Annotated in this window: 14 protein-coding genes and 1 pseudogene; 11 read left to right on the plus strand and 4 right to left on the minus strand. The window is 63.2% G+C overall.

Annotation, left to right across the window (positions count from 1 at the left end):
* The first annotated feature begins 3 nt into the window (after window positions 1–3).
* The 9 genes from BRAGE_RS0121000 to BRAGE_RS52900 all read left to right on the plus strand — a co-directional run bounded on the left by BRAGE_RS0121000 (window position 4) and on the right by BRAGE_RS52900 (window position 9,056).
* Window positions 4–1,596 (plus strand): xanthine dehydrogenase family protein molybdopterin-binding subunit, encoded by a 1,593-nt coding sequence (locus tag BRAGE_RS0121000; protein WP_027557073.1) that lies wholly within the window; start codon window positions 4–6, stop codon window positions 1,594–1,596.
* A 1-nt stretch (window position 1,597) separates the two neighbouring features.
* Complete coding sequence (locus BRAGE_RS0121005) at window positions 1,598–2,620, plus strand: xanthine dehydrogenase family protein molybdopterin-binding subunit (protein WP_027557072.1); 1,023 nt, start codon at window positions 1,598–1,600, stop codon at window positions 2,618–2,620.
* A gap of 10 nt (window positions 2,621–2,630) precedes the next feature.
* The gene (locus tag BRAGE_RS0121010; RefSeq protein ID WP_027557071.1) at window positions 2,631–3,512 is read left to right on the plus strand and encodes an AAA family ATPase; all 882 of its coding nucleotides are present in this window, start codon (window positions 2,631–2,633) and stop codon (window positions 3,510–3,512) included.
* Window positions 3,509–4,627: a vWA domain-containing protein gene (locus BRAGE_RS0121015; protein ID WP_027557070.1), complete on the plus strand. Its 1,119-nt coding sequence runs from the start codon at window positions 3,509–3,511 to the stop codon at window positions 4,625–4,627. Before BRAGE_RS0121010 ends, BRAGE_RS0121015 begins: the two co-directional genes overlap by 4 nt.
* On the plus strand, window positions 4,624–5,508 hold the full coding sequence (locus tag BRAGE_RS0121020) for an amidohydrolase family protein (RefSeq protein WP_027557069.1): 885 nt from the start codon (window positions 4,624–4,626) through the stop codon (window positions 5,506–5,508). The genes BRAGE_RS0121015 and BRAGE_RS0121020 overlap by 4 nt, the downstream gene beginning before the upstream one ends.
* 30 nt (window positions 5,509–5,538) lie before the next feature.
* Window positions 5,539–6,387, plus strand: a complete 849-nt coding sequence (locus BRAGE_RS0121025; RefSeq protein ID WP_027557068.1) for an MBL fold metallo-hydrolase — start codon at window positions 5,539–5,541, stop codon at window positions 6,385–6,387.
* Between the two features lie 93 nt (window positions 6,388–6,480).
* Entirely contained in the window at window positions 6,481–8,055 is a 1,575-nt protein-coding gene (locus BRAGE_RS0121030; protein WP_027557067.1) for an isochorismatase family protein, read from the plus strand.
* Between the two features lie 3 nt (window positions 8,056–8,058).
* Window positions 8,059–8,685, plus strand: a complete 627-nt coding sequence (locus tag BRAGE_RS0121035; protein WP_027557066.1) for an FMN-dependent NADH-azoreductase — start codon at window positions 8,059–8,061, stop codon at window positions 8,683–8,685.
* Window positions 8,686–8,711: 26 nt separating this feature from the next.
* Window positions 8,712–9,056, plus strand: coding sequence for a hypothetical protein (locus tag BRAGE_RS52900; RefSeq protein ID WP_084334096.1), 345 nt, complete (start codon window positions 8,712–8,714; stop codon window positions 9,054–9,056).
* 33 nt (window positions 9,057–9,089) lie between these two features.
* Here BRAGE_RS52900 and BRAGE_RS54660 read toward each other — a convergent pair whose 3' ends face one another.
* Both BRAGE_RS54660 and BRAGE_RS52905 read right to left on the minus strand, forming a co-directional pair.
* Window positions 9,090–9,290, minus strand: coding sequence for a hypothetical protein (locus BRAGE_RS54660; RefSeq protein WP_141262995.1), 201 nt, complete (start codon window positions 9,288–9,290; stop codon window positions 9,090–9,092).
* A 466-nt stretch (window positions 9,291–9,756) separates the two neighbouring features.
* Window positions 9,757–10,176, minus strand: a pseudogene (locus tag BRAGE_RS52905) (SIS domain-containing protein); the annotation flags it as partial.
* A gap of 393 nt (window positions 10,177–10,569) precedes the next feature.
* On the opposite strand from BRAGE_RS52905, the gene BRAGE_RS0121060 reads away from it, so the two are divergent.
* Window positions 10,570–10,806, plus strand: coding sequence for a DUF6894 family protein (locus BRAGE_RS0121060; RefSeq protein WP_027557062.1), 237 nt, complete (start codon window positions 10,570–10,572; stop codon window positions 10,804–10,806).
* A gap of 115 nt (window positions 10,807–10,921) precedes the next feature.
* Here BRAGE_RS0121060 and BRAGE_RS48935 read toward each other — a convergent pair whose 3' ends face one another.
* The gene (locus tag BRAGE_RS48935; RefSeq protein ID WP_051377960.1) at window positions 10,922–11,584 is read right to left on the minus strand and encodes a LuxR C-terminal-related transcriptional regulator; all 663 of its coding nucleotides are present in this window, start codon (window positions 11,582–11,584) and stop codon (window positions 10,922–10,924) included.
* A gap of 548 nt (window positions 11,585–12,132) precedes the next feature.
* Between BRAGE_RS48935 and BRAGE_RS48940 the strand changes: the two genes are divergently transcribed.
* A complete protein-coding gene (locus BRAGE_RS48940; RefSeq protein WP_084334094.1) occupies window positions 12,133–12,933 on the plus strand; it encodes a LuxR C-terminal-related transcriptional regulator in 801 nt (266 codons plus the stop codon).
* 452 nt (window positions 12,934–13,385) lie between these two features.
* Here the strand turns inward: BRAGE_RS48940 and glmS are convergent, their stop codons facing one another.
* Complete coding sequence (gene glmS, locus BRAGE_RS0121075) at window positions 13,386–15,212, minus strand: glutamine--fructose-6-phosphate transaminase (isomerizing) (protein WP_027557061.1); 1,827 nt, start codon at window positions 15,210–15,212, stop codon at window positions 13,386–13,388.
* Window positions 15,213–15,376 lie beyond the last annotated feature (164 nt).

A 15,376-nucleotide genomic window follows, 5' to 3' on the forward strand; every position in this document is an offset into this window, starting at 1 on the left:
ACCATGCTGGAACTGCGCAAGGACATTTTTGCCGACGAGCGCGACGATAATTTGAAGGAGATCGGCAAGGGCACCCAGCGCCAGGACATGCTCGGCCATGTCACGGGCACGTCCAGCTATTTCAACGACCACAAGCTGCAGGGCATGCTGCACCTGAAGGTCGTGCGCTCGACCCACGCGCACGCAAGGCTGCGCCGGATCGACACCACCGAGGCGGAGCGCTCGGCGGGCGTGCGCCGGATCATTCGCGGGGCTGATGTGCCGGTCAATCTGAACACGCTCCTCAGCCTGATCAATTTCGGCAAGGACGACGAGCCCTCGCTTGCGGTCGACAAGGTCCGCTACAAGGGCGAGCCGATCGTCGCCATCGTCGCCGACAGCGAGCGCGAGGCCTTCGAGGCGGTCGCCAAGGTCAGGATCGATTACGAGCCGTTACCGGCCGTGTTCGACGTCGAGGATGCGCTGAAACCCGGTGCGCCCGTGGTCAACGAGACCTATCCCAAGAACACCTTCACTTATCACGACGTCTACGACCACCAGAAGCTGCGCTTTGGCGATGCGGATGCGGCGCTTGCAACCGCCGACCACGTGCTCGAGCAGCGCTATCAGATGTCGCCGATCGAGCATGCGCCGACGGAGACCAACGGCGCGATTGCCGCACCCGACACCAACGGCCGCTACGTCGTCTACACCTCGACCCAGGCGCTGTTCTTCTCGGTCGACACCTGCGCCAAGATCCTGGACGTGCCATCCAACACCTTCCACTTCATCGGCGGCACCGTCGGCGGCGGCTTCGGCGGCAAGGTCGACACATTGACCGAGCCGCTCGCGATCCTCGGCGCCATGCTAACGGGGCGCCCCGTCCGCTACGTGTTCGGCCGCGAGGAGGAGATGCAGTACGGCCCGCCGCGCGGCGCTGAGCGCATCTACATCAAGGACGGCGTGATGCGCGATGGCCGCATTGTCGCGCGAAAGATCCGCGCCTATTTCGACAGCGGGGCCTATACGCGGCTGTCGAGCTATGCTGCGGTGAAATGCGCCGCGCATCTGCCGGGCCCATATACGATCCCCAACGTCTATGGCGACGTCTACTGCGTCTTCACCAACCGCACGCCTGCCACCGCCATGCGCGGCTTCGGCGTGACCGCGATGGACTTCGCCATCGAGTGCCAAATGGACAAGCTGGCGAACCTCGTCGGCATGGACCCGATGGAGTTCCGCATCCTCAACGCCTATCGCGACGGCGACATGAAGGCCCACCGGCGCGAGGCCAAGAACACCGCACTGATCGAATGCGTGCAGGTCGCCGCCGAAAAGGCCAAGTGGCCGCTCCGCGAGGAATTCAAGCGCGCCTCCTCGCGCAAGGATGGTGGCGGCAGCCGCGCTGTGATCCCGCCGACGCCGACGGACGCGCGCAGCCGGCCGACGGCTCCGGCGCAGCAACGCACGAGCTATGACCGGCTTCCGCCTACCGTCACCCGCGAACCGCCGCGCGAGCCCCCACCACCGGCTCCGCCGCCACCCCCGCCACGGCCAGCGGCTCCCTCGCACGGCGCAACCCGTTTCTCCTCCGTCTTCGGCACCAGGAGGCGCTGAGATGACCAGGCACCGCGGACGCGGCATGGCGTCGATCAACTATCCCATCGGCATGAATCTCGGCGGCGATCCGAGCCAGGCGCTGGTGCATTCCAACCCAAGCGGCAAGTTCACGGTGGCGCTGTCGTCGATCGATCTTGGGCAGGGCATGAAATCTGTGACGCGGCAAATCTGCGCGGAGACGCTGGGTGTGCCGGTCGAGGACGTCTACGTCGACACTGCCGATTCCGACACCGGCCCGCACTGCATGGGCTCGTTCGCTTCGCGCGGCACTCATCGCGTCGGCAATGCGGTGATGGCCGCCGCCCGCGAGGCGCGCGGCGTGATGATGGAAGCGGCGGCCGAGGAGCTCGAGGTCAACGCCGCCGATCTCGAGACCGACGGCCGCGGCAACATCCACGTCAAGGGCGCGCCGCACCGCTCGATCTCGACCAAGGATGTCGCGATCGCGGCGCAGTTCAAGCAGGGCAAGACCATCTCCGGCCGCGGCATCTTCCTCGTGCCGCTGTCGGACGTCGACCCCGAGACCGGCGAGATGTCGCCTGCGACCTGCTACGCCCACGCCTGCCTCGTCGCCGAGGTCGAGGTCGACGACGAGACCGGCGAGGTTGCGATGGTCCGCATGGACTCCGCCTATGAGCTCGGCCGCGCGCTCAATCCGCGCCTCGTCGAGCAGCAGCTGGTCGGCGGTGCCTGGATGGGCGTCAGTCACGCGCTCTACGAGACCCCCGAGCCCTACTATCCCGAGCCCGTTCATGGCCCCCGCGACTTCGTCGAATATCTGATGCCCGGCCCCGGCGACATCTGTCCGCACGACATTGCCGTGCTGGAGCGTCCAGCGCCTGATGGTCCTTTCGGTGCAAAGGGCCCCGGCGAGATGTGCGCCAACCCGGTGCTGCCCGCCGTTGCCAATGCGATCTTCAACGCCGTCGGCGTCCGCATCGACGATCTCCCGATCACGCCGGAAAAGGTGCTTAGGGCGATCAAGTCACAGGGCGGCGCGCGGCCGCAGGCACGTCGCTGAAGGAGACATCGTGGCCGTTCGCAGCAACATCGTCGGCATCGACAGCCCGGAGGCGCTGGAGAAGGCCCTGCGGGCGGCCTATTACCTCGCCGACGAAGGGCTCGCGACCGCCGCCTATCTCGGCCTTGCCCTCGGCAAGCCGCTGCTGCTGGAAGGCGCACCAGGCGTCGGCAAGACGGAAGCGGCGAAGGCCATCGCGGCCGTGCTCGGCCGGCAATTGATCCGCCTGCAATGCTATGAAGGCATCGACGCGTCGGCCGCACTCTATGAATGGAACTATCCGCGCCAGATGCTCGCGATCCGCCAGGCCGGCGATGATAGCATCGACATCTACGGCGAGACCTTCCTGATCGAACGGCCGATGCTGGCGGCGCTGCGCGCGCCAGATTCCACCGTGCTGCTGATTGACGAGATCGACCGCGCCGACCAGGAGTTCGAGGCGTTCCTGCTCGAATTCCTCTCCGACTTCCAGATCTCCATTCCCGAGCGCGGCACGGTCCGCGCGGCCGAGCGACCCGTAGTCGTGCTGACCTCGAACCGCACGCGCGATCTGCACGAAGCCCTGCGGCGCCGCTGCGTTTATCACTGGATCGACTATCCCACGGCCGAGCGGGAGGCGCGGATCATCATGATGCGCGCGTCCAGCGTCGCCGAAGCCACGGCCCGCGCCGTCGTCGCGGCCGTCGAGAAATTGCGACGCGAGCCGTTGAGCAAGGCGCCCGGCATCGCCGAGGCCGTCGATTGGGCGGAGGCCGCGACGCTGCTCAACAAGGGCGGCGCGCGCTGGCCCGACGCCTTCAAGCGCTCGATCGGCGTGGCGCTGAAGGATGAGGAGGACCTGCACTTCGTCGCGCCGCGGCTCGATGCCATGCTGGCGGAGGCGACCGCATGAGCACCGAGCTGCAGCTCCCGCGCGCTGCCAGGATCTTCATTTCCTTCGTCGCGCTGCTGCGCGCCAACGGCTTTGCCGTTGCGCCGGAACAGACCACCGCGTTCCTGGCAGCGATCGAACTGCTGGGTCCGCGCGACCTCAGGGATATCAGGCAGTCTGCGCTTGCCACCCTCGCCCCGCCCCCAGAGCGCCGCGCCACCTTCGACCGGCTGTTCGACCTGCATTTCCGCGGCAGCGAGGCCATCGAGCACGCCGACGACGGCGAGGACGACGAGACCGTCCGGCTCCAGGAAGAGGGTCGCGGCGACGAGGAGCCCCTGCTCTCCGATGAGGCCAACGAGTCCGGCCTCACCGCGACGCGCACCGAGGCGTTGGTCGAGCGCCGCTTCGCCCAGCTCTCCACCTCCGATCCGCTCCGCCGCCTGGCGCGCGAGGCCCCGCGGCGTTTGCCGCGGCGGCGCGGCCACCGCCGCATGCGGGCACGCCGCGGCCCTTTTGCCGATCTACGCCGCACCTTGCGCGACAGCGTCCGCAGCGACGGCGAAATCCTGCGTCTCGGCCACCTGAAGCGGCGCCAGCGTCCCCGCAAGATCCTGTTGCTGATCGACGTCTCCGGCTCGATGAAGAGCCGCACCGAGGAGAACATGAAACTCGCCCATGCGCTGGTGCAGGCTGCGCCGAATGTCGAGGTCTTCACCTTCGGCACGCGCCTGACCCGTGTCACCCGCGCGCTGCGGCTGAAGCGACGCGAGCAGGCCTTGAGCGCGGCCGCACATCTCGTCAGTGACTGGGACGGCGGCACCCGCATCGGCGATGCGCTGCAAGCGTTCCTGGCGGTCCCTCGGTTCGGCGGCTATGCCCGCGGTGCCGCCGTGGTCATCGTGTCCGACGGACTCGAACGCGGCGAGCCCGACGCTCTTCGCGACGCCGTGGCGAAATTGTCGCGGCGGGCCTGGCGCCTGAGCTGGCTGACGCCGCTCGCAACGGGACCAGGCTTTCGCCCGCAGACCGAAGCGCTCGTCGCGATCGAACGCTTTGTCGACGATCTCGTGGACGGCGGATCGAGCGCCTCGATCGTCGCCCATGTACTGGCACTGGGAAGGAGAGCTGCGTGAACGATATAGTCGACGGCCATCACCACATCTGGCGGCAGGCCGACCTGCCCTGGCTGACCGGCCCCATGCAGCCGCGCATCTTCGGACCGTACGAGCCGATCCGGCGCGATTATCCGATCGAGGAGTATCTTGAGGATCTCAAGGGCACAGGCGTCAAGCGCTCGGTCTATGTGCAGACCAACTGGGCGCCGGAGCATTTCGAGGACGAGGCCGCCTGGGTGCAGCGGACCGCCGAAGAGCACGGCTGGCCGCATGCCATTGTCGCCTACGCCAATTTCGCGGCGGACGACGTGCGCCCGCAGCTCGACCGGCTCAAGCGCTATCCGCTGCTGCGCGGCGTGCGCATGCAGCTGCACTGGCACGAAAACCCGCTGTACCGCTTCGCGGCTCGTCAGGATCTGTGCGCCGACCCCGTGATCCGTCGCAACGTCGCGCATCTCGCCGATTACGGCTGGAGCTTCGACCTGCAGGTCTTCACGCCGCAGATGCCGGATGCCGCACTGCTCGCCGAGTCCTGCCCCAAGGTGACGTTCGTCCTCCAGCATGCCGGCATGCCGGAGGATCTCTCGCCGGCGGGACGCGCGGCCTGGCGCGCCGGGATGGCCCGCCTCGCCACCTGCCCGAACGTGGTCTCGAAGCTGTCCGGGCTCGGCACCTTCATCCATCGCAACGACCCCGCGCACATCGCGGCCGTGCTCGCCGATACGGTCGCGATCTTCGGCGCCGAGCGCTCCCTGTTCGGCTCCAATTTCCCGATCGAGAAATTGTGGACCAGCTATCGCGAGCTCGTCGGTGCCTTTCGCAGCGCCGCCGCGCCATTCAGCGCCGAGCAGCAGGACGCGATCTTCCGGACGACGGCTGCGCGCGTCTACCGGCTTTGACAGACGAGACACGAGACAGGAGGGCAAGGAATGGCGTTGGAGATCAAGATCCTGGACTATGGCGATATCGAGCTGGAATCGAGCTTCCTGGTGCTCGGCCGCGACTGCGGCCGCACCCGCCGCGTCCTCACCCTCGGCTTCCTGATCCTCGGCGGCCCATATCCAGTCGTGGTCGACACCGGCTATCGCTCCAACCAGATCATGGAGACTCTGGGGATGCGCGGGCTTCAGTACCATGAGCATATGATCGAGAACCAGCTCGCGCGCCACGGCGTGCGCATGGGCGATGTGCGCTTCGTCTGCCACACCCATCTCCACATCGACCACGCCGGCAAGGACGATCTATTCCCGATGAACACGACCGTCGTCGTCAATCGCAAGGAGCTCGAATATTCCGTCTCCGGCCTGATGCATCCGCAATATCCAGCGCCCGACATCAAGCACCTGATCGACCGCCTGCACACCAAGAGCGCGCTGCGCTTCCTCGACCTGGAGATCACCGGTCCGATCGAGCTGATGCCCGGCGTCTATTGCGATGCGGCCAACGCCCACACCGAGGGATCGATGAACATCATCGTCCACACCGCCGACGGCATTGCGACCATCTGCGGCGACGTGATCTACGACTTCAACGACCAGATCGTCACGCCCTTCCACGAGATCCACGACTGGGAACCACGCACCACCGGCAACCATGGCACCAGCAAGCGCGCGGAGAAGGCGGCGATCAAGAAGCTGCTGAGCAGTTCGCGCTATCTCCTTCCCGTCCACGACCGGCCCGCCAAGATCGAAGGCGGCAACGTGGTCGGACGACTGCACGATCAGGTTCCTGGCCCGATTGTTCAGTCCCTTCCCCAGCGCAACTGGTTCCCTGCGTGAGGCTTTTTTGCGCATGATCCTTTCGGAAAACCGCTTCACACTTTGCGCTAACGCGGCCCTTCGGGTCCGGATCATGCGTCCGAGGATCGACCGATGACGCATGTCACCCTGCGAAGCGAGTTCGAGAACCTGATCGACCCCTATGCGCCGGTCGCACAGATCGGCACCGGCTTTGATTTCACGGAAGGGCCGATCTGGCATCCGGTCGATCATTATCTGCTGTTCTCGGACATGCCCGGCGACGTGCGCCGGCGCTGGGATGCGCGGCGCGGCGTCGTCGAGGTCAAGCGCCCTTCGAACAAATGCAACGGCATGACCTATGACGCCGAGCTCAACCTGATCGTCTGCGAGCACGCGACCTCGTCGCTCGTCCGCGAACGCCCGGACGGACGGCGTGAGGTGCTCGCTTCGCATTTCGGCGGCCAGGAGCTCAACAGCCCGAACGACGTCTGCGTGCATTCTTCTGGTGCAATCTATTTCTCGGATCCCTGGTATGGGCGGATGCCGGTGTATGGCGTCGAGCGGCCGCGCCAGCTCGGCTTCCAGGGCGTCTACCACGTCCTGCCAGGCGGCGAGCCGAAGCTCCTGGTCGAGCGGAACCTGTTCGACCAGCCGAACGGACTGTGCTTCTCGCCCGACGAGAAGCTGCTCTATGTCAACGATACCGTGCAGGCGCTGATCCGCGTGTTCGACGTCAATGCCGACGGAACGCTCTCGAACGCACGCGTGTTCGCGAGCGGCATCAAGTCCGAGCTCGAACCGGGCCTGCCCGACGGCATGAAATGCGACCAGCACGGCAATGTCTGGGTCACCGCCCCCGGCGGCGTCTGGGTCTATTCCCCGCGCGCCGAGCTGCTCGGCAAGGTCCGCGTGCCGGAGCTGGTCGCCAACCTCGCCTGGGGTGGGCCGGATTTCCGCACGCTCTACCTCACCTCGACCCGTTCGGTGTATGCGATCCCGACCAGGGTCGGCCCGCGTCACGAGCCCTATATGAGCGGCCGGCGCGCCGGCGGCGGAGCGAGCCCGAGCTCGGCTCCGGCCTCGCCTGTTCTCGCCGAGGGCGAGATGCGGCTCGATCCGCAGCGCTGCGCCATGATCATCCAGGATCTCCAGAACGACGTCATCATGGACGGCGGCGCCTTCGCTGAATCAGGCGCGCCGGGGCACGCGAAGCAACAGCATGTCGTGGAGAACGTCCGGCGCCTCGCGGAGGCCGCGCGCGCCCGCGGCGTCGCCATCATCCATGTCTGGTTCGTGGTCGAGCCAGGCGCGCCCGGCGTCACGCTGAACGCACCGCTGTTCGAGGGTCTCGTCGATAGCAAGGCGATGGTGCGGGGAAGCTGGGGGGCGGCTCCGGTCTCCGGCCTCGAGCCGCGGCCCGGCGACTTCGTCGTCGAGAAGATGCGGATGAGCGCCTGGGAAGGCACGCGGCTGGAGACCATCCTGAAGGCCACCGGCCGCGACATGATCATCAATACCGGCGCATGGACCAACATGTCGGTCGAGCACACCGCGCGCACCGGTGCCGACAAGGGCTACTTCATGATCGTGCCCGAGGATTGCTGCTCGACCATGAACGCCGACTGGCACAACGCCTCGATCAATTTTGCCATGCAGAACGTCGCGGTCGTAACCAGGGCCGATACCGTCATCAGAGCGCTGGGATGAGCTGTGGCAAAGCTCCTGCATCTGTCCTGCTCGCCCCGCCCCGAGTCCGTCTCGAGTGCCGGCGCGCGCGTCTTTCTTGACGGCTTCCGCCAGGCTCGGCCGGATTGGGACATTGATGTCGTTGACATCTGGCGTGACCGGATGCCGGAGTTCATGGGCCCCATCGTCGATGCTAAATACGCGCGCATGAAAGCTCAGGCCTTTAACGAGGCGCAGCGCGAGAGCTTCGCCGAGGCCGAGCGCATGGCGCTGCGCTTCTCGCTCGCCGATCGGGTGCTGATCTCGACCCCGATGTGGAACTTCGGCATCCCCTACAAGCTCAAGCAGTGGTTCGACATCATCGTCCAGCCCGGGCTCACCTTTCAGTTCGATCCGTCGCAGGGCTATTTCCCACTGCTGCAGGACCGGCCGACGCTGGTCATCCTCGCCAGCGGCAGCGACTTCGCCACCGGCATGAACCGCGGCCGCATCGACATGGCAACGCCCTACCTGCGGGAAATCCTGCGCTTTGTTGGAATCAGCGATGTCCGCTTCCTGGCGATCGGTCCAACCACCGGACCGCAGCAGCCGATCGATGCTGCCCGTGAAAGGGCCCATCGACGCCTCGCGGCAATGGCCGCGACCTTCTAGAGCGGGATGGTGTAAAGGAGAGAGCGATGCCGAGCTCCAACTACCGCTTGTTCGAACAAGCCATACGCAAGCGCAAGCTGGTCTTCTGCGTATATGACGGCTATCCCCGCGAACTCTGTCCCATCATCCTCGGCCATTCGCAACAGCAGGAGAAAGCGCTCACCTATCAGTTTGGCGGCCAAAGCAAATCGGGTCTCCCGCCGCAAGGCGAGTGGCGTTGTCTATCGCTTGCAAAGGTAAGCGCGGCTCAACTTCGCGATGGGCCTTGGCGAACCGGCTCCAGCCATACCCAGCCACAAGGCTGCGTCGAGATCGTCGAGTTCGATGTAAACCCTCACAGCCCATATCGGCCGAAACATCCGCTTTCCTAGCCGTCGCACCATCAGTACGCACCCCAACCGACTCTAGGAAGGGCGAAAGCCAGGCGGCATTGCTCGCCAGACTCTGTCGTTGCGACAATAGGCACGAGCGCCCTCGGGAATGTCTTCGCCGGCGCTTCCGTCGTATGGCTCATAGAGGAGCGCCGGGAACAGCTCGCCGTTGACGATTTTGACCATATCGCCACGTCGAATGTCGGCGCCGGCCGTTCTGGTCGAAACAGACATGGTTCCTCGCGAAAGCGGACGCAAATGCCGAATGAGCCCATCGACGGGACAGGCTTGATCTGAGGCTATCTCCAAGCCGATCTGTGTTCCAATACACGTAAGGGCTACTCCCCTGACGGATCACCAACGCTTCCGCGCGATGCTGTATCGATCCGAATGGATGCGCACACGAGAACTCTCTCTACGCCCCGGCAGATTGTTCTGCTGCGCCAGCGTGGACCGCTGCCGGTCCTAGCTGATTTTCTGAGCAGCAGCGACCCCGCCAACGCTGTTACAAGATGGCGAGGCCGCCTGCTCTGCGGACCTCGGCGCTGAGCTTCAGTCCGAAGGCCGGAGGATTTTACGCAGGACCGCCGATGATGGGGATTGCTCTAAAGAGGCACCCAGTCTGGAGCGCACGTCTGTCACACCAGCATCATCGGACATCGTCCTGAAGTGTACGAACAGAGGCTGCGCGCCTGACGGATTATTCGACCGTCGCGGACTTTGCGAGATTGCGCGGCTGGTCTACGTCGGTCCCCAGAGCTGCGGCGCTGTGATAGGCCAGGAGCTGCAGCGACACAGCAAAAGCCAGCGGCGCCACGACGTCGGGCATCTCGGGCAAGCTCAACGTCGCGCAAGCACCGGATGCACCGAGTGAAGCGCCACTCTGGTCGGTCAACAGGATGATGCGACCTCCACGGGCGATGCCCCCCTGCATGTTCGATATGATCTTCCCGAACGTCGCGTCGCTCGGCGCTATGACGATGACTGGCAGGTCCTGATCTATCAGCGCGATTGGCCCATGTTTGAGCTCGCCCGCCGCATATCCCTCGGCGTGTATGTAGGCTATCTCTTTGAGCTTGAGGGCCCCTTCCAGGGCCAGCGGATAAACAAGGCGCTCGCCTTACAGAGCTTGCTCGCGGAGCGCACGAGCATCACAGCCCGATATGTCGCCCGAGCAAAAGAGCATCAACGATCTGCGTGATGGCCCGTGACGGGACGACATGAGTCGCCCAAAAGATCGCGGCCCCGGCGGGGGGCTAGGATTCGCAGGGAGCCGGGGCCGCAACGCTGCGCCGAAGTGGGCTCCGTCGACGCACCACAATCGTAACGATAACCAAGCGATCAATCACCTTGGATTCGTGATCAATCAGATCAACGTCGAGGTACCCATCAATGATGATGTATCCTCCTGCAACGGCGGCCTGCTATCTGTTCATTGTGGGTCCGATGACCCAGTTGTGATGCGCGGGGCTCGCTGCAGTCATCGGACTCTTCGCGTTGTCCGGAGACACCAATGCCGCGATATTTCTTCCATATCCACGATGGGACTTCAGTTCTCGACGACGTCGGGCTGGATCTCCCTGACATTGTCGCGGCGCGCACCGCAGCGATCGAACTGAGCGGCGAGATCCTCAAGCATGACTTGACGGAACGGCACTTGCCTCACGTATTCTGGCGGGTGGAGGTCAGCGACAGCCCCGCACTTGGCGGCCGCTCGCTATTCGTTCTTCAGTTCTCTGTGGCAGAATGAGCGCTCCCCTCTCGCTGGCCGGACGCGAGAGACAATTCTTCAGCCGCGCTTCCAGCATATCGCGCTGCAATCATCGCGGGATGATCTCGCAGTCCTCGACTCAGCGGGGTTGACCCTATTTGCGCTGCCTGTCCTGCATTGAATTTGCGCCCTCATCCTGCGAGATGGCGAGCGCAGCCAGCGCCGTGCGATTGCCGACCTCGAGCTTTTGGAAGATCTTGTGGAGGTGCACCTTGATGGTGCCATCAGCAATGTTGAGCAGGCGGCCAATCTCCTTGTTGGAGAGACCGCGAGAGACAAGGCGGATGATTTGCCGCTCTCGCTCAGTGAGCACAGCGAGTGCATTTTCCGGATTTGCGCTCTGCTCCTGAGGTACGACCTGATCTGTAGGCGCTCCCGGGACGACAGTCGCACCATGAATAACCTCACGTAAGCACTGCACCAGCGCCTGGCCCGCCATCTCCTTTAGAAGAACACTGTGCCCCGCGGGGAGCCCCGCTGAGATGAGATCGCAATCTTCGCTGGCTGCGAAGAACACCAGGCGGGTCGATCGATTCTGCGAGCGGTCGAGCGAATCGTTCAGCAGCGCGATCAACTCCGGCATTGCCGCATCGATGATCGCAATGTCGGGAGCAAGGTCTAGAACCGCCGCGATGCAATTCCCGGCGTCACCGCAGGATGCAATGACCTCGAAATCAGGTTCTGACCCGAGTAGATTTGCGAGACCGTACAAGACTACCGGATGTCGATCCGCAATCACCACAGTCGCACGACGCATCGGGCGCTCCCTAACCAGCCGCCCCCCATTTCTGTGATTGAAGCTACGGGCCCCCGCCCTGGCCGCTCCAATATTGCTTGAACACCAAAAATCTCATCAATATTCCGAAGTGTCAGTCACAAGAGCAAAACGCGTAAACCATAAGGTAGATGATCGCACGAGTCTGAAGCTCCAGTATACAGCAAGTTTGCCGCGCCGAGGCCCGTAGGACTCCGGTGGTCAATACTCAAGAGGGCACAAGTGTTCTATCCATTTGCGAACCTGGAATGACAGCGTGCTGCAGTGCATCGTAAACGCGCATTTGAGATTGCTGGCGCGTTCTCGCGCATCTCCGGCAGCTGCAACGCCGCGTCATTCGACCGCGTCGCCGCCGGTCAACCTATAACCAAAGGTATATAGGCAAAACCGAAGATTCAAATCTAACCTTCAGCAAATGCTATCGAAACAAAATCGGGAGGCCTACACGCGCTCGAGCTTTTCCTACTCAACTGTCTTTTCCCAAGCCTTATTCGTTCAAGTTGTATCGTTGCGTTGACGCGGAGGGTGATATGAGGAGGCGACAATCCTGCAAAGTGGTTTTGATTGGACGACATATTCTACTGCGAGAGGGTATTTCCCGAATCCTGCATGCGGCAGATTTTCACATCGTAATGTCGGCCTTGGGTCCCGACGAATTGCCGAGCACACTCCAAGCAGACCAGCTTCTGTTTGTAATTGTCCATGACACCGACGAGTTCCATCTCACCCTGCAGCACATCGGATTTGTAAGGGAGCACTATCCAGACGCCCGCGTCGCGATCGTTTCGGACCACTATCGGCCGGAACAATTGATTTCGGCCTACAGGGCGGGCGCCAGCGGCTACTTCGCCGACGTCAATTCATGCGCCACCTTCACAAAGTCGATCGAGCTTGTGACAATGGGCGAAACGGTATTTCCGCCCGCATTTCTGTCGTTCGTGCTCGATCTCGAGCCTAACCGCAAGGCCCAGCCGCCGGCGAGCGAAGAGCGATCAAGCGTCCTCGTTCCGGCTAAGGAACGGATCGCCCCCCATCTGTCACCGCGCGAGCAGGCGATTCTCTCCTTCTTGGTTGAAGGCAATTCCAACAAATCCATTGCACGAAAGATCGATATTGCCGAAGCGACGGTGAAAGTTCACGTCAAGGCGATCCTGCGCAAGATACGAGTCCAGAATAGAACGCAGGCCGCAATTTGGGGAATGAACAACGGATCACTGGTCCGGCCGGCCAATGGGCACGCGCTGACGCTGTCAATCGATCGGGCGGCAGCTCCGAACCAGGCCTCGAATGGGCGCGGTCATCAGGAGGCCGAGATCTCGGACATCCACTAGACCACGCAGGCAGTTCTGGCGCATCGATCGTTTGAGACGCGCGCCAGATGACTGCGCGACCAAAATGACTTCGAGATTGCGCGAAGATCACCAACGCTCCCGCGAGGTCTCCTGCGTTCAGATGATGTGCGCTAGGACCTAGAGGATCGATACATCATCGACATCCGTGGCCCCTGCAAGATCGTCATGATCGGAAGGGGCCGCGAACGTCGGCCGTCTGCCAACTCGAAGCGCCCGAGTCCGCAGGTTGTCGTGAGGCATGATACGATGTCTCCATCGACAGACCAGTCTGCCGTCGCAGACTGGTACTCCCTCACGAAATCGGAGTGTCCGCTTCCCGCTCCTCGTGGTCAACCTGGATGAGGCCGCATGATCGATGATGTTTCCGGACGGGTCCTTGATCGCGGCATCCGCGGACGGCGAGCGACCATAACCCGCCACGACATTCGCTGCTATTCGACCGTCACTGATTTGGCGAGATTGCGCGGCTGGTCCACATCGGTGCCCATGATCACGGCCGCATGATAAGCCAGCAACTGGATCGGAACCGAGTAGACGATCGGCGCGAAGGTCGGCGCCATGTCAGGCAGCAGTACCGTAGCTACGGGCTCGATGGCTGATTCCGCCGCACCTTTGGCGTCCGTGATCAGAATGATCTTGCCGCCGCGCGCCACGACCTCTTGCATGTTCGACACGGTCTTTTCGAAGACGCCGTCGAAAGGCGCGATGACCACGACGGGCATGTTCTCGTCGATCAGGGCGATCGGGCCGTGTTTGAGCTCACCCGCGGCATAGCCCTCGGCATGGATATAGGAGATTTCCTTCAGCTTCAGCGCGCCTTCCAGCGCAAGCGGATAACTGGTGCCTCGCCCCAGATAGAGGACATCACGTGCCTTTGCGACATAGCGAGCCAGCTTCTCGATCTGCGGCTCGCTGGCAAGCGCGGCGCCCATCAAGCGCGGAACCTCAATCAGCGCGCTCACGAGCTTTCTCTCCTCGCTCACGGAGATCTCGCCACGCTCTGTTCCAGCAGCGACCGCGAGGGCGGCGAGCGCCATCAACTGACAAGTGAAGGCCTTGGTGGAGGCAACACCTATTTCCGGACCGGCCAGGGTCGGCAGCACCGTTTCACTTTCACGCGCGATAGTGGAGGTCGGCACGTTCACGACAGAGACCGTGTGGGCTCCCCTCTCCTTGGCGTAGCGAAGTGCTGCCAGCGTGTCGGCGGTTTCGCCCGATTGCGAGATGAAGAGGGCGAGGTCGCCCTTGCGAAGCGGCGCTTCGCGATAGCGGAATTCGGAGGCGATATCGACATCAACAGGGATATGTGCCAGCCGTTCGAACCAGTACTTTGCAATAGCCCCCGCATAACTTGCGGTGCCGCAGGCCGTGATCGTAACGCGCCTGACATTGCTGAAATCGAACGGCAGCTTGATCGGCAGTGCGACCCGTTCGGTTCTCATATCCACATAATGGGCGAGCGTGCGGCCCACTACGTCCGGTTGCTCGCAAATCTCCTTAGCCATGAAATGCCGATAGTTGGCCTTATCGGCGACGAACGACGCCCCACCCGGCTCGAGCACCTCGCGCGTAACGACCGCGTCATTCGCGTCCCGGATCACTCCTCTCTGGCGTGACAGCACCACCCAGTCACCGTCTTCGAGGTAGCTGATGCCCTGGGCGAACGGAGCGAGGGCAATCGCATCGGAGCCGAGATAGGTCTCACCGTCGCCATAGCCCACCGCCAGTGGCGACCCCCTGCGCGCTCCAATCAGAAGATCGCGATATCCCTTGAATAGAAACACGAGTGCGAAGGCGCCGCGCAGCTGCGGCAACGACGCCTTGACGGCTTCCTGGGGCGAATAGCCCATCAACAGGTAGGAATGAACGAGGTGTGCTACGACTTCACTATCCGTGTCGCTCGCGAATTTCGCGCCCTTCGCTTCGAGCCTGTGGCGCAACGTTCGAAAATTCTCGATGATGCCATTATGGACCACTGCGACGCGCTCGGTCGCGTGTGGATGGGCATTGTATTCTGTCGGCTTGCCGTGCGTGGCCCAGCGCGTGTGACCGATTCCGGCATCCCCGCTCAGCGGCTCGGCACGCAGTCGCACCTCCAGGTTCTTGAGCTTACCTTCGGCACGCCGACGCTCGAGATGACCATCATCGAGGGTGGCCACTCCCGTCGAGTCGTAACCCCGATACTCGAGCCGTCTGAGCGCGTCGATCAATCGCCCCGATACCGCGGATTGTCCTAGAATGCCGATAATTCCGCACATCTGTCAGATCTCTCGCCTCGTCGACAATCACAAATGCACGCACACGATGATCATCAACGCCCAATACACGGTTGGTACAGATTGGGGCGGTCGAATCGGGAGAAGCGCTGCAACAAACGCGGGGTACTCCGCTTGAGCGGGTGAATGTAGCAAGCGTCCTCCTG

The organism is Bradyrhizobium genosp. SA-4 str. CB756 (assembly GCF_000473125.1).
GTDB lineage: Bacteria > Pseudomonadota > Alphaproteobacteria > Rhizobiales > Xanthobacteraceae > Bradyrhizobium > Bradyrhizobium arachidis.

Coding starts and splice junctions, on each gene's coding strand:
- BRAGE_RS0121000 (WP_027557073.1), top strand. CDS start 4: ATGCTGGAACTGCGCAAGGACATTTTTGCCGACGAGCGCGACGATAAT.
- BRAGE_RS0121005 (WP_027557072.1), top strand. CDS start 1,598: ATGACCAGGCACCGCGGACGCGGCATGGCGTCGATCAACTATCCCATC.
- BRAGE_RS0121015 (WP_027557070.1), top strand. CDS start 3,509: ATGAGCACCGAGCTGCAGCTCCCGCGCGCTGCCAGGATCTTCATTTCC.
- BRAGE_RS0121025 (WP_027557068.1), top strand. CDS start 5,539: ATGGCGTTGGAGATCAAGATCCTGGACTATGGCGATATCGAGCTGGAA.
- BRAGE_RS0121030 (WP_027557067.1), top strand. CDS start 6,481: ATGACGCATGTCACCCTGCGAAGCGAGTTCGAGAACCTGATCGACCCC.
- BRAGE_RS52900 (WP_084334096.1), top strand. CDS start 8,712: ATGCCGAGCTCCAACTACCGCTTGTTCGAACAAGCCATACGCAAGCGC.
- BRAGE_RS54660 (WP_141262995.1), bottom strand. CDS start 9,290: ATGTCTGTTTCGACCAGAACGGCCGGCGCCGACATTCGACGTGGCGAT.
- BRAGE_RS0121060 (WP_027557062.1), top strand. CDS start 10,570: ATGCCGCGATATTTCTTCCATATCCACGATGGGACTTCAGTTCTCGAC.
- BRAGE_RS48935 (WP_051377960.1), bottom strand. CDS start 11,584: ATGCGTCGTGCGACTGTGGTGATTGCGGATCGACATCCGGTAGTCTTG.
- BRAGE_RS48940 (WP_084334094.1), top strand. CDS start 12,133: ATGAGGAGGCGACAATCCTGCAAAGTGGTTTTGATTGGACGACATATT.
- glmS (WP_027557061.1), bottom strand. CDS start 15,212: ATGTGCGGAATTATCGGCATTCTAGGACAATCCGCGGTATCGGGGCGA.